At 74.3% G+C, this 14,286-nt stretch carries 7 protein-coding genes; 4 read left to right on the top strand and 3 right to left on the bottom strand.

What is annotated here, in order from left to right:
* Positions 1–14 precede the first annotated feature (14 nt).
* The 4 genes from HG542_RS13850 to narI are packed head-to-tail and all read left to right on the top strand — an operon-like array spanning position 15 to position 6,605.
* Positions 15–3,713, top strand: a complete 3,699-nt coding sequence (locus HG542_RS13850; protein WP_171081157.1) for a nitrate reductase subunit alpha — start codon at positions 15–17, stop codon at positions 3,711–3,713.
* Positions 3,713–5,224 (top strand): nitrate reductase subunit beta, encoded by a 1,512-nt coding sequence (gene narH, locus HG542_RS13845; protein WP_171081154.1) that lies wholly within the window; start codon positions 3,713–3,715, stop codon positions 5,222–5,224. Before HG542_RS13850 ends, narH begins: the two co-directional genes overlap by 1 nt.
* Positions 5,225–5,283: 59 nt before the next feature.
* Complete coding sequence (gene narJ / locus HG542_RS13840) at positions 5,284–5,904, top strand: nitrate reductase molybdenum cofactor assembly chaperone (protein ID WP_171081152.1); 621 nt, start codon at positions 5,284–5,286, stop codon at positions 5,902–5,904.
* On the top strand, positions 5,901–6,605 hold the full coding sequence (gene narI / locus HG542_RS13835) for a respiratory nitrate reductase subunit gamma (RefSeq protein WP_171081150.1): 705 nt from the start codon (positions 5,901–5,903) through the stop codon (positions 6,603–6,605). The genes narJ and narI overlap by 4 nt, the downstream gene beginning before the upstream one ends.
* A 57-nt stretch (positions 6,606–6,662) precedes the next feature.
* Here the strand turns inward: narI and HG542_RS13830 are convergent, their stop codons facing one another.
* Genes HG542_RS13830 through HG542_RS13820 form a run of 3 tightly spaced genes read right to left on the bottom strand, consistent with a single transcriptional unit; the run spans position 6,663 to position 14,160 of the window.
* Positions 6,663–7,511: a methionyl-tRNA formyltransferase gene (locus HG542_RS13830; RefSeq protein WP_171081148.1), complete on the bottom strand. Its 849-nt coding sequence runs from the start codon at positions 7,509–7,511 to the stop codon at positions 6,663–6,665.
* Between the two features lie 11 nt (positions 7,512–7,522).
* Positions 7,523–7,732: an MbtH family protein gene (locus HG542_RS13825; RefSeq protein WP_171081145.1), complete on the bottom strand. Its 210-nt coding sequence runs from the start codon at positions 7,730–7,732 to the stop codon at positions 7,523–7,525.
* A gap of 50 nt (positions 7,733–7,782) precedes the next feature.
* Positions 7,783–14,160 (bottom strand): non-ribosomal peptide synthetase, encoded by a 6,378-nt coding sequence (locus tag HG542_RS13820; protein WP_171081143.1) that lies wholly within the window; start codon positions 14,158–14,160, stop codon positions 7,783–7,785.
* Positions 14,161–14,286 lie beyond the last annotated feature (126 nt).

Here is a 14,286-nt window from a genome sequence, read left to right as displayed (position 1 = left end):
TAGCGTTCGACCCCATGGACAACGACGAGACCGCCGGTAACCCCGGTGCCCGCGGGGAGCGGAGCGGTCCTCTCGCCGCGCGGAGACTGCTGAGACGGCGCGAGACCTCGGCCGACGGACGTGCCGTGTTCGCCCCCGGCGACCCGCAGTGGGAGGGCTTCTACCGCAGCCGCTGGGCCCACGACAAGGTCGTGCGCTCCACGCACGGCGTCAACTGCACCGGCTCCTGCTCCTGGATGGTCCACGTCAAGCAGGGCATCATCACGTGGGAGCACCAGGCCACCGACTACCCCTCCATCGGCACCGATTGCCCCGAGTACGAGCCGCGCGGCTGCCCGCGGGGCGCCTCGTTCTCCTGGTACACCTACTCGCCCAGCCGGGTCCGCCACCCCTACGTGCGCGGCGCGCTGCTGAAGATGTGGCGCGAGGCGCGCAGCCGGCTGGGCGACCCGGTGGCGGCCTGGGCCGAGATCACCGGGGACCCGGCCAAGGCGCGCGCCTACAAGAGGGCCCGCGGCAAGGGCGGCCTGGTGCGCGCCGATTGGGACGAGGTGTCCGAACTCGTCGCCGCCGCCCACGTCCACACCGTCAAGACCTACGGGCCCGACCGGGTGGCCGGCTTCTCCCCGATCCCCGCGATGTCCATGGCCTCCTTCGCGGCCGGTTCGCGGTTCATGTCGCTGATCGGCGGCACGCTGCTGTCCTTCTACGACTGGTACGCCGACCTGCCGGTCGCCTCCCCGCAGGTCTTCGGTGACCAGACCGACGTGCCCGAGGCGGCGGACTGGTGGAACGCCGGCTACCTCGTCATGTGGGGCTCCAACATCCCCGTCACCCGCACCCCCGACGCCCACTTCCTCACCGAGACGCGCTACAACGGCACCAAGGTCGTCGCCGTCAGCCCGGACTACGCCGACAACGTCAAGCACGCCGACGAGTGGCTCGCCCCGCACCCCGGCACCGACGGGGCCCTTGCGATGGCCATGGGCCATGTGATCCTGCGCGAGTTCCTCGTCGACCGGCAGACCCCGTACTTCGAGGACTACCTGCGCCGGTTCACCGACGCGCCCTTCCTCGTCGCCCTCCGCCCCCATGACGACGGGCGGTACGTCCCGGACCGTTTCCTGACCGCCGCCGACCTCGGCCATCAGGAGGAGAACGCCGAGTTCAAGACCGTCCTGCTCGACCGCGACGGCGGCGAACCGGTCGTCCCCAACGGCTCCCTCGGCTTCCGCTGGGGCGAGAGCGGCGAAGGCCGCTGGAACCTCGAACTCGGCGACACCGTCCCCGAGTTGTCCCTGCTGGAGCGGGCCGAGGAGAACGTCGAGCTCGCGCTGCCCCGGTTCGACGAGGGCCCCACCGAGGGCGGCTCCGTCATGGTGCGCGGCGTACCCGCCCGCCGGGTGGGCGGCCGCCTCGTCACCACCGTCTTCGACCTGATGCTCGCCCAGTACGGGGTGCACCGGGACGGACTCCCGGGCGACTGGCCCGGCTCCTACGACGACGCGGGGCAGCCCTGCACCCCCGCCTGGCAGGAGACACTCACCTCCGTCCCGGCGGAGCAGGCCGCACGCATAGCCCGGGAGTTCGCCCGCAACGCGGAGCGCACCCGCGGCCGTTCGATGATCGCGATGGGGGCCGGCACCAACCACTGGTTCCACTCCGACACCGTCTACCGGGCATTCCTCGCGCTCACCACCATGACCGGGTGCCAGGGCGTCAACGGCGGCGGCTGGGCGCACTACGTCGGACAGGAGAAGGTCCGCCCCGTCACCGGCTTCCAGCACCTGGCCTTCGCCTTCGACTGGCAGCGGCCCACCCGGCACATGGCGGGCACCTCGTTCTGGTACCTCAACACCGACCAGTGGCGCTACGAGGCCTTCGGTCCCGCGGAACTCGCGTCGCCGCTCGGCGAAGGCCGCTTCGAGGGCCGGGCGTTCGCCGACTGCCTGGCCCAGGCCGTCAGGAACGGCTGGACACCCGGCCACCCGGGCTTCAACCGCAACCCCCTGGACCTCGCCGACGAGGCCGCCGCCGCACACCGCCCCGTCGCCGACCACATCACGGACGAACTCGCCGCCGGGCGGCTCAAGTTCGCCGCCGAGGACCCCGACGACCCGGCCAACTTCCCCCGCGTCCTGACCGTCTGGCGCGCCAACCTGCTGGGATCCTCCGGCAAGGGAAGCGAGTACTTCCAGCGCCACCTGCTCGGCGCCGACGCCGCCGTGCGCTCCGAACAGTCGCCGCCCGGCATGCGCCCGAAGGACGTGACCTGGCACGAGGAGGCTCCCGAGGGCAAGCTCGACCTGCTGGTCACCCTCGACTTCCGCATGACCTCCACCGGGCTGTACTCCGACGTGGTGCTGCCCGCCGCCACCTGGTACGAGAAGGACGACCTGTCCAGCACGGACATGCACCCCTTCGTCCACGCCTTCACCCCCGCCATCCCGCCGCCCTGGCAGGCCCGCACCGACTACGACACCTTCCTCACCCTCGCCGACCGCTTCAGCGAACTCGCCGCCGAGCACCTGGGCACCCGCACCGACGTCCTCGCCGTGCCCCTGCAGCACGACACCCCCGACGAACTCGCCCAGCCCCGCGGAACCGTCGAGGACTGGCGGTCCGGCGCCTGCGCGCCCGTACCCGGCCGGACCATGCCGAAGCTCGTCACCGTCGAGCGCGACTACGCGGCCGTCGCCCGGAAGATGCGCGCGATCGGCCCGCTGCTGGACGACCTCGGCACCACCACCAAGGGCGTCACCGTCCGGGTCGGCCCCGAACTGGACGAACTGCGCCGCCGCTGCGGCACCGTGCGCGACGGCATCGCCGCCGGACGGCCCTCGCTGGCCACCGCCTCCGAGATGTGCGAGGCCGTCCTCGCCCTGTCCGGCACCACCAACGGCCGCATCGCCACCGCAGGCTTCCGCGCCCTCGAACAGCGCACCGGCACCGAACTGGCCCACCTCGCCACCGAACGGGAAGGGGAACGCATCACCTTCGCCGACACCCGAACCCAGCCGCGCGCCGTCATGACCTCCTACGAGTGGTCCGGCAGCGAGACCGGCGGGCGCCGCTACTCCCCTTTCGTCATCAACGTCGAGCACCGCAAGCCCTGGCACACCCTCACCGGGCGCCAGCACTTCTTCGTCGACCACGCCTGGATGGCCGAACTCGGCGAACAACTCCCGGTCTTCCGCCCGCCCCTGGACACCCGCCGCCACTACGGCGTCGAGCACCTGCACGAGGACGGCCGCGCGGAGGTCACGGTGCGCTACCTCACCCCGCACTCCAAGTGGTCCGTCCACTCCACCTATCAGGACAACGCCCACATGCTCGCGCTGTCCCGCGGCGGGCCGGTGATCTGGATGAGCACGGCCGACGCCGCGCGTATCGGAGCCGAGGACAACGACTGGGTCGAGGCCTACAACCGCAACGGCGTCGTCGCCGCCCGCGCCGTCGTCACCCACCGCATGCCCGAGGGGACCGTGTACATGTACCACGCCAAGGACCGCACCGTGAACGTGCCCAGAACGGAGGTGAGCGGCAGGCGCGGCGGCATCCACAACGCCCTCACCCGGCTGCTGATCAAGCCCACTCATCTGGCCGGCGGATACGCCCAGTTCACCTACGCCTTCAACTACTACGGACCGACCGGCAACCAGCGCGACGAGGTCACCGTGATCCGCCGCCGCTCACAGGAGGTGGAGTACTGATGCGGGTGATGTCCCAGGTGGCCATGGTGATGAACCTCGACAAGTGCATCGGCTGCCATACCTGTTCGGTCACCTGCAAGCAGACGTGGACCAACCGCAGCGGTGTGGAGTACGCCTGGTTCAACAACGTCGAGACCAAGCCCGGAGTGGGCTACCCCCGCCGCTACGAGGACCAGGAACGCTGGAAGGGCGGCTGGGTGCTGGACCGCAAAGGCCGGCCGGCCCTGCGCTCCGGCAGCCGGCTGAAGCGGCTGTCCTCCCTGTTCGCCAACCCCGGACTGCCCTCGATCGACGACTACGCCGAGCCCGTCACCTACGACTACGACACGCTCGTCAGCGCCCCCGCAGGCCAGGACGTCCCCGTCGCGCGCCCGCGGTCGGCGCTCACGGGCCGCCCCGTCGCTGTCACCTGGGGCGCCAACTGGGAGGACGGACTGGGCGGTACACCGGAGCACGGAGCCGGGGACCCCAACCTCGGCGGCGGCCTGGCGGAGAAGGTCCGGTTCGAGTTCGAGCAGACCTTCATGTTCCACCTGCCCAGGCTGTGCGAGCACTGCCTCAACCCCGCCTGTGTCGCCGCCTGCCCCTCGGGGGCCCTCTACAAGCGTATGGAAGACGGCATCGTCCTCGTCGACCAGGACCGCTGCCGCGGCTGGCGCATGTGCGTCTCCGCCTGCCCCTACAAGAAGGTCTACGCCAACCACGCCACCGGCAAGGCGGAGAAGTGCACCTTCTGCTTCCCGCGCATCGAGGCCGGACAGCCCACCATCTGCTCCGAGACCTGCGTCGGCCGGCTGCGCTACCTCGGCGTCGTCCTCTACGACGCCGACCGGGTGGGACGGGCGGCCGCCGTCCCCGAGGAGACGGACCTGCTCGACGCCCAGCGCGACCTCTTCCTCGACCCCTACGACCCCGAAGTGGCCGCCGCCGCTCGCGCGGACGGCATCGCCGAGGACTGGATCGACGCCGCACGGCGCTCCCCGGTACGGGCCCTCATCAGCGAATACCGGGTGGCCCTCCCGCTGCACCCGGAGTACCGCACCCTCCCGATGGTCTGGTACGTGCCCCCGCTGTCCCCGGTCCTCGACGCCGTCGGCGCGGCGGGCGGCAGCGCCGACGACCCCGACCACGTCTTCGCCGCCGTCACCCGGCTGCGCATCCCGCTGGAGTACCTCGCCAACCTCTTCACCGCCGGGGACACCGACGCCGTCGCCGGCGTCCTGATGAAACTCACCGCCCTGCGCAGCCACATGCGGGCCCGCAGCCTCGGCGACCCGGCCGACCGGGGCCTGCTCGATGCCGTGGGACTCACCCCCGAACAGGCCGAGGACCTGCACCGGTTGCTGGCCGTCGCCCGGTACGCCGACCGCTTCGTCGTGCCCACGGCACACCGGGAAGCGGCCACCGAGGATCAGGGAGCGGCCGGATTCCGCTGCCCGGTCGATGCGGGGCAGGGCCCCACCCCGCTCGGCATGCCCACCCGGCGCCGCACGGACGAGGGCGCGCCGTGAGCCTGTTCACCCGCGACCGTCGGCCCACCCCCCGACAGACCGCGGAACGAGCCCGTTCGATGCGCCTGCTGTCCCTGCTGCTCCAGTACCCCGACCCCGAACTGGCCGCCGCCGCACCGGAACTGGCGGCAGCCGTCGCGCAGCTGCCGCCCTCGCCCGCCGCCGAGCACCTGTCCCGGTTCACCGACTGGTTCGCCCGACAGCCGGCCCATGAACGGGAGATGCACTACGTCGAGGTCTTCGACCTGCGCCGCCGGAGCGGGCTGCACCTGACCTACTACCTGCACGGCGACACCCGCCGCCGCGGCATGGCCCTGCTCGCCCTCGCCCAGTCCTACCGCGCCCACGGCTGGGAGGTCGCCGACGGGGAACTCCCCGACCACCTGCCGGTCGCGCTGGAGTTCGCAGCCCTGGTGGGGCCGGGGCCGGGGGAGGCCCCCCTGCGCCGCCACCGGCGCGGACTGCAGCTGATCCACCACGCCCTGGACGACCTGGAATCCCCCTACCGTCACCTCCTCGCCGCCCTCCTCGCCCTGCTCCCGCCCCCGACGGCCGCCGACCGGGAAGCAGTGCTCCGCCTGGCCGCCGAGGGCCCGCCCGGCGAACGGGTGGGCCTGCACCCCTACGGAACGCCGCCGCCCGCGCCGGACCCCCTCACGAACCCGGAAGACCCCCGATGAACCACCACGCCTCCCCGCCCGCCGTGCAGCTCCTTCTGTGGGTCGCCGTCCCCTACGTCTGCCTGACGGTGTGCGTCGCCGGGCACATATGGCGGTACCGGCGGGACCGGTTCGGCTGGACGTGCCGCACCACCCAGCTGCTGGAACACCGCTGGCTGCGCCTCGGCAGCCCGCTGTTCCACCTGGGCGCCTTCGCCGTCATCGCCGGACACGTCGTCGGCCTGGCCGTACCCGTGTCCTGGACGGAAGCCGCCGGAATCGGCGAACACGCCTACCACACCACGGCGGTGGCGCTCGGCTCGGTTGCCGGGGCGGCCATGGTGGCAGGGCTGGGCATGCTGTGCGCCCGGCGCCTGCTGTCCGCGCGCGTCCGCCGCACCACCGACCGCAGCGACCGGGTGCTCTTCCCGGTGCTGTTCGCGACCGTCCTGCTGGGTGTCTCGGCCACCGCCGTGCACAACCTGGCCGGAGGCGGCTACGACTACCGTGCCACGATCTCGGTCTGGTTCCGGGGACTGTTCACCCTGCAGCCGCACCCCGATGCCATGGCCTCGGCACCCCTGCTGTTCCAGCTCCACATCCTGAGCGCCTTCCTGCTGTTCGCCGTGTGGCCCTTCACCCGCCTCGTACATGTGTGGAGTGCGCCCGTCGGTTACCTGCGGCGTCCGGCACTGGTGTACCGGAGCCGGAAGGAGGGATGACCGGACTGCGCACCGCACGGCGGCGCCCCGGCGCGCCGGCCCGGCGGACGGGCCGGCTCAGTCGAGTGCGTCGGCGGCCAGCACCCACAAGTCGCCGTCGCCGCAGGCGATCCTGCGGCCCGTGCCCGGCGGAGGCTGCGTCAGCGCGGTGCGGCGCAGCCGCCAGCGGGTCCCGTCGATCACCGCGACCGGACCCTCGACCCGGGGGTGATGTCCGGCGATGTTCCACGCCCGTACCTGGGTGTGAACCTGCGCAGCCGGGGCCGACCAGTCCACGGTGGCGTAGTCCTTCCCGAAGAACCCGGCCCAGCTGCCCTCCCGCTGCGACTGCGGTTCGCCCGCATCCCCGCGCACCAGTCGTCGCAGCACCTGCGGCAGCATGGCCGAAGCCGCCTCCAGCACACGGGAGTTGACGCCGGTGAACGACCACACCGCATCGTCCAGCGGGATCGTCGTCCGGGCGAGTACGGAGCCGGTGTCCAGCTCCGCATCCATCCGGTGCCAGGTCACGCCGATCGTGCGCTCGCCGTTGCGCACCGCCCACCCCACCGGGTTCGGCCCCCGGTAGGAGGGCAGGTCGGAGGGGTGGCAGTTGACCGTGCCCAGGCGGGGGGCGGACACGGCGTCCGCCGGCAGCTTCCTCGGGTAGCCGTAGCTCACGGCCGCGTCCGGGGCGTAGGCGCGCAGGAGCGCGGCGACCGACTCCGGGCGGGAGGGGACGGCCAGGTCCACCCCCGGCGGCAGGTCGTGTTCGCCGAGCACGTGCCCGGGCCAGTCGGCCGGGCGCCGGAAGCCGATCACCACCGGGACCCGGTGTCCCCGTGCCCGCAGCGCATCGACCAGCGGGGGAGCGGTCTGCGGCAGCGCCGCCACGACGGCGACCCGCAGCGACGGTGCATCCGCCACGCCCGGGGCGGTCACCGGGCGGTCCCGGCGGTGCGCAGCGAACGGGGTCGCAGGTCGGTCCAGGCCGTCTCGATCCAGGCCAGACAGGTGGCACGGTCGGCGCGGGGGTGCACCTCGCGCCAGCCGTCCGGGACGGCGAAGCGGGCGGGCCAGAGGCTGTGCTGGTCCTCGTCGTTGGCGAGCACGACGAAGACGCCGTCGGGGTCGTCGAAGGGGTTCATGGGTCTCCTCGGGTGGGTGATGTGCGGTGCGCCGGGCGGACCGGCAGTGCTCAACTCCGGGTGGGCGTGGGGGCGTCGGCCGGGCCAGTCGCCGGTGCGAGCACGGCGGCGAGGGCTGCGGGGGTGGCCCGTTCCATCACCTGGGACAGAGTGGCCGCGGGATCGACGCGCTCCCGCAGGCGTTGCAGCAGCCGGGCCGCGAGCAGCGAATGACCGCCCAGGTGGAAGAAGTTGCCGTCCACGTCCACCTGCTCCAGGCCCAGTACCTCGGCGAACGCCTCGGCGACTGCGCGCTCGGCGGCCGTGCGCGGCTCGCGCACCTCGGCCGGCCCGCGGTCGGGCTCGGGCAGGGCCCGGCGGTCCACCTTGCCGTTGACGGTCAGCGGCATCCGGTCCAGCACCACCACCCGGGCGGGCAGCATGAAGTCCGGCAGCACACCGGCGAGCGCCTCCCGCAGGGCGGCCCCGTCCGGCGCCGGCCCGGCCTGGTCCGGGACCACCGCGTAACCGGTCAGTTCCTTGCCGCCGCGACCGTCCGGACGGGCCACCACGGCCGCCTGCACCACGCCGGGCACGGCCGCAAGGGCGGCCCGTACCTCGTCCGGCTCGATCCGGTGCCCGCGGATCTTCACCTGGTCGTCGTTGCGGCCGACGAACTCCAGCGTGCCGTCCGGGAGTCGGCGGGCCAGATCACCGGTGCGGTACATCCGCGAGCCGGGCGGCCCCCACGGGTCGGCGACGAACCGCGCGGCCGTCGGCCCCGGCCGGCCCAGGTAGCCGCGGGCCAGTTGGTCGCCCGCCACCCAGAGCTCCCCGGTCAGCCCGTCGGGCACCGGCCGCAGCCCGCAGTCCAGCAGCATCACCCGCGAGCCGGGCACGGGGACGCCGATTCCGGGCCGCGCGGGCCAGTCCGCCGGGTCCCCGGCGATCTCGCCCGCGGTCACCACGTGCGTCTCGGCGGGGCCGTAGTGGTTGTGCAGCCGCTTGCCACCCCGCGCGCACAGCGCACGCAGCTGCGGGCCGACCACGAGCGCTTCACCGGCCTGCACCAGGTGCCGCAGGTCGGGCAGCAACTCCCGCTCTCCGTCGGCGAACTCGCACAGGGCCGCCAGCACGGGAGTGGGGGCGAACAGCTCGGTCACCCGGTGGGCACGCAGCCACGCGGTCCACGCGACCGCGTCGGCACGCGTGTCGGCATCCGGCACCGCGAGCGTCCGCCCCGTGCACAGCGCGGTGAGGACCTCCTGCGTGGCGACATCGAACGCCATCGAGGTGAACTGGGCCGTCACCGCGCCCGGTTCGGCCGGGAAGCGCTGCTCGTGCCAGTCCACCAGCCGGTCCAGGGCGGCGCCGGGCATCACCACCGCCTTCGGCACGCCCTGCGTCCCGGACGTGTGCACCACGTACGCCGGGTGACCCGGCAGGCGCTCCGGCCGCCGGTGCCCCGCCGGCGACGGCCCGGGCGACACATGCCGCGGCTCCAGCAGCATCCGGGGCACCTCGGCGGGGACCAGCGCCAGGGCGTCGTCGAACTCCGCATGGTGCAGGAGCAGCGCCGGACGGCCCTCGGCCGCCAGCACCCCCACCCGCTGCGCGGGGTGGCGCGGATCCAGCCACAGGTAGGCGGCACCGGCCTTGAGCACGGCCAGCATCCCTGCCACCGCGTCCCGGCCGCGCCGCAGGCACAGCGCCACCACGTCCTCGGCACCCACACCCCGCGCGGCCAGCTCCCCGGCCAGCCGGTCGGATGCCGAGTCCAGACCCCGGTAGTCCAGCACCCCGGCCCCGTCCACCACGGCCGCCCGCCCGGGCGCCACCCGCACCTGCGCCGCGAAACGCTTCAGCACCGGAACCGGTGCCGCCGCCCGGCCGCGCTCGACCGCCGCCGACGGCCGCACCGCGCCCACGGGCAGCGTGGCGGGCACGGACAGGTCCCCGGCGAGGGCGTCCAACGCCTCCAGCAGCCGGGCACCGACCTCCCGCGCACCCTCCTCGGTCAGCCGCCCCGGCCGGTACTGGACCCTGACGGCGATCCGTTCGCCGGGCGAGACCAGCAGGCACAGCGGATAGTGCGTGCCGTTCTCCACCCTGCTGGACACGACCCGCACGTCCTTCCCCCAGGCGGTGGCGAACGCGTCGGTGTACGTCTCCAGCACGGCGACGGTGTCGAAGAGCTCGCGCAGCCCGGCAGCCCGGGTGATCTCGGCGAGGCCCAGGTGCTGGTGCGGCATCATCGCGGCGCGCTGCTCCTGAAGAGCCGTCAGCAGACCGCCCCGGTCGCCGGCCGACGTGGTGTCCACCCGTACCGGCACCGCGTTGTTCATCAGCCCGACCATGGACTCGACCCCGGGCAGGTGCGGCGGACGGTCGGCGACGACCGTGCCGAACACCACGTCGCTGCGGCCGGTCAGCTGCGCCAGCACCAGCCCCCAGGCGCCCAGGATCAACGTGTTGAGCGAGAGGGCCCGCTCGCGCGCCCGGGACCGCAGGGCTGCGGTGCGCTCCGGCGGCAGTTCCAGCAGCACCGTGCGCGGGCGGCCGTGCTCCTCGCCACCCGGGGAGGTCAGCAGCGTCGGCTCGGTCACGCCGGCCAGCAGCTCCTGCCACGCCTTGCCGGCCAACCGGGCGTCCTGGCCGGCGACATGGCGCAGGTAGCCGAGCGCGGACGGCCGCGGGAGGGGCGTGGGCACGGCACCCGAAGCGGCCCGGCCGTAGAGCTCGGCCAGGTCGGCCAGGGCGACCTGCATCGACCAGCCGTCCATGAGGATGTGGTGGTAGCTCAGCAGCAGCCGGGAGCGCGCCTCGCCCAGGCGCAGCAGTACGGCCCGCAGCAGTGGCGGCTCGGCCAGGTCGAACGGTTCGTCCCGGTCCCGGCGGGCCTCCTCGTCGGCAGCCCTTTCCCGCTCTTCCCCCGTCAGCCGCGACAAGTCCGCCTCCCGCAGCGGGACTTCCACCGTCCCGCGAACGGTCTGCACCGCCTGGCCCCGGCAGTTCCACCGGAACCCGGCACGCAGCGCAGGATGCTGGGCGGTGAGCGCGGACAACGCAGCGCGCAGCGCGGCCGCATTCACCGGTCCCTCCAGGTCCAGCACGGTCTGCACGTGGTAGGGGTCCGGGGCGCCCTCGCCGCGGTGGGCGTGGTAGAGCAGCCCCTCCTGGAGCGGCGAGCAGGGCCATTGACCCTCCTCGCGCGGGGCCGGAACGGCCGGTCCCGCGGCCCGTCCCCGCGTGCCGGTGGCCGAGATGCGGGCGAGCGAGGCCAGCACGTCGGCCCACTCCCGGGCCAGGCTCGCCACGTCGGTGCCGTCCACCAACCGTGCCGACCAGCGCCAGACCGCGGTGAGGAGGGGCTCCCCGGTGCGCTCGTCGACGACAGCGTTGATCTCCAGCGGGTGCGACAGCGGCTGCCGGGCGGCCCGGTGGATGCCCAGCACGGGCGCCTCGGCGGCGTACGGCCAGGGGTCGCGGCCCGGAACGGCGTATCGCCCCAGGTAGTTGAAGAGCAGCGGCCTGCCCGGCGCGGCGGCCAGCAGGCCGGCGGTCTGCGGGTGCAGGTGGCGCAGCAGCCCGTAGGACGAGCGGTCCTCCGGCACCCGCTGCCACTGGGACCGGATCGCGCGCACGGCCCCGGCGAGGGCCGCCTCCTCCTCGCCCGGGTCCTCTGTGCGGCGGGCCGCGCGCTCGGGGCATTCCAGCCGGAGCGGATACAGGCAGGTGAACCAGCCGACCGTGGCGGAGACGTCGACGGGCGGCTCGGCCGCGTCCCGGCCGTGCCCCTCGGTGTCCAGCACCAGTGTCCGCGATCCGCCGCACCGCGCGGCGGCCACCGTCAGGGCGGTCAGCAGCAACTCCTGCGTGGTGGCACCGAAATGCGCCGGGGCGGTGGTCAGCAGGGCCCGGCCGGTCTCCGGCGGCAGGACGGACTCCAGGGTGCGCGAGGCGGCGATGGTGTCCAGCTCCGGAGCCAGCGGCCCGCGCGCCGGCCACGGGGTGGGAGCCGGGGCGACGGCCGCCCGCCAGTGCGGCAGCGTCGCCAGTACGCCTGGGCTGCCGGCCCGGGCATGGTGCACCTCCGCCCACCGGCGGTAGGGCGTGGCGGCTCCCCAGGCACCCAGCGCGCGCGGGTCCTCGGCGGCCCGGGCCAGGTCCGGCAGCAGCACCTGCCACGAGACCCCGTCGACCACCAAGTGGTGCACGGCCAGCAGCAGCCGGCCCGGCCGCGCGGGACCGGCGTCCCACCACACCGCGCGCAGCGTCCGCCCGGCCGGCAGGTCCAACGACCGCATGGCGCCCCGCACCGCCTCCTGGACGGCGCGCGGCGCCGGGGCACCGGGCAGCGCACGCACGTCCACCACGTCCAGCAGCTCTCCCGCCGCCACCTCGCCCGGCGGCAGCACTTCGGGCTGCCACACGGCCCCGGCCGACGGGTCGGGCAGCCGGGTGCGCAGGACGTCGTGCCGGTCCAGCACCGTCCGCAGGGCCGCGACGAGCGCCTCGCGCTCCAGGCCGGCGGGGGTTTCCACCAGCACCGACTGGACGAACTCGGCCGTGCCCTCGCCCTGTTCGCGCAGCCAGAGCGCGATGGGCGGCAGGTCCCACGCGCCGGTGGCCGACTGGTGCAGCAGGTCCGCGGCCGGAGCCGCCACCCGGGCGGCGGCCGCCAGGGCGGCGGGAGTGCGCAGCCTGAAGACATCCTGCGAGCTGATCGCCACGTTCTCCCGGCGGACCCGGCTGACCAGACGCATCGCGGTGATGCTGTCGCCGCCGAGGACGAAGAAGTCGTCCTCGGTGCCCGCCCCGGGCAGGCCCAGAACCTCCGCGAACGCGCTGCACAAGGCCTGTTCGGCCGGCGTGCGCGGCACACCTGCACCGGCCCGGGCGGCTGCGGGTGCGGGCAGCGCCTTCCGGTCCAGCTTGCCGTTCACGGTCAGCGGGAGCCCGTCGAGCAGGACCACGGCCGAGGGCACCAGGTACTCGGGCAGCAACCGGCCCAGCCCGGCGCGCAGTTCCTCCGCAGTGGCGCCGGCACCGGGTTCGGGAACCGCGTAGCCGACCAGTCGCCCGTCCCGCACCACCACGGCCGCCTGCGCCACCCCGGGCAGGGCGGCGAGAGCGGCGCGCGCCTCGCCCGGCTCGACCCGATGCCCGCGGATCTTCACCTGGTCGTCGTCGCGGGCCAGATACTCCAGCGCTCCGCCGGGCCCGCGCACGGCGAGGTCGCCGGTGCGGTACATGCGGGTGCCCGCCGGGCCGTGCGGGTCGGCGACGAAGCGTTCGGCGGTGAGGGCGGGAAGGCCCAGATATCCCCGGGCGACCTGTTCCCCGGCGACGTACACCTCCCCGGTCCCGCCGTCGGGGACTTCGGCCAGGTCCGGGCCGAGCAGCCGCACCGTGACCCCGGGCAGGGCGGTGCCGATCGGCACCCGGCCGCCGGGCAGCGGCTTCCCCGGCGGCAGCGGATGGCGGGTGGTGAAGGTGGTGCACTCGGTCGGTCCGTAGACGTGGCCCAGCGCCAATTCCGGGCAGGCGGCGCGGACACGGGCGAAGGCCTGCGGATCGGCGGCCTCGCCGCCGGTGAGTACGGTGTGCAGCCCACGCAGCGCGCCCGGGTCGTCGGCGGCGATCTGGTTGAACCAGGCGGTGGTGAGGAAGACCCCGGTGACGCCGTGCGCGGCGACCAGGGCGGCCAGCCGGTGCGCGTCCACCCGGTCCTCGGCCGGGACGACGACGGTGCCGCCCCGGGTGAGCGGCAGCCACAGGTCGTGGCCGAGGGCGTCGAAGCCCAGAGCCGAGACCAGCGCGGTGACCCGGTGGCCGGGCCCGTCCCAGTACGGGTCGGCGGCGAAGCACCCCAGATTGCGGTGGGTGACCTGGACGCCCTTGGGCCGCCCCGTCGAGCCCGAGGTGTAGAACACGCAGGCGACACGGTCGGCTTCGTCCTCCGGTCCGCTCGGCGGCAGCACCGCGCCGAGGGCCGCGGCACCGGGGGAGGCCGGCACCGGGACGGGCACGGGCCCGCGCGCGCCGTCCGGTCCGGCGGCCGTCTCGGCGGGGACGACCACCGCCGTGCAGCCGGCGTCGGCCTCGATGGCCGCCAGCCGCTCGTCGGGCGTGCGCGCATCGAGGACCAGGGCGGCCGCACCGGTCTCGAAGACCGCCAGCAGCGCGGCGATCAGCCGAGCCGAGCGGGGCAACCGCACCGCGACCGCGGTCCCCGGGCCCGCCCCCGCCCCTCGCAGGGCGGCCGCCACCTCGGCGGCCCAGGCGCCGACTTCGCGATAGGACCAGCGTCCGCCGGTCTCCTCCACGACCGCCGTGGCGTCCGGCATGTGCTGTGCGACGGCCGCGAAGGCGCGGTGAACGGGCAGAACGCCATCCGCCCTGCGGTCGAGGGGCGTTGACCCCTCTGCAGCTGCTGAAATGATCACGCGGTCATCCAAGCGTGCCCTGCGGGCTCCTGCGGCCGTTGAGCCGGGTGCCGTAGCCCGATTCACCCGAATGAGAAGGGCTGCTGCTTCCGACGAAGCGCACGGCCGAGCCGCGTCCACGGCCGG

This window comes from Streptomyces morookaense (assembly GCF_013030945.1).
GTDB lineage: Bacteria > Actinomycetota > Actinomycetes > Streptomycetales > Streptomycetaceae > Streptomyces > Streptomyces morookaensis.
The sequence above is the reverse complement of the archived record's forward strand: the minus strand, read 5'-3'. Positions and strand labels throughout refer to the sequence as shown.

What these genes read in the sequence shown, in the direction of transcription:
- HG542_RS13850 (WP_171081157.1), top strand. Translation starts at nt 15, where the DNA reads ATGGACAACGACGAGACCGCCGGTAACCCCGGTGCCCGCGGGGAGCGG.
- narH (WP_171081154.1), top strand. Translation starts at nt 3,713, where the DNA reads ATGCGGGTGATGTCCCAGGTGGCCATGGTGATGAACCTCGACAAGTGC.
- narJ (WP_171081152.1), top strand. Translation starts at nt 5,284, where the DNA reads ATGCGCCTGCTGTCCCTGCTGCTCCAGTACCCCGACCCCGAACTGGCC.
- narI (WP_171081150.1), top strand. Translation starts at nt 5,901, where the DNA reads ATGAACCACCACGCCTCCCCGCCCGCCGTGCAGCTCCTTCTGTGGGTC.
- HG542_RS13825 (WP_171081145.1), bottom strand. Translation starts at nt 7,732, where the DNA reads ATGAACCCCTTCGACGACCCCGACGGCGTCTTCGTCGTGCTCGCCAAC.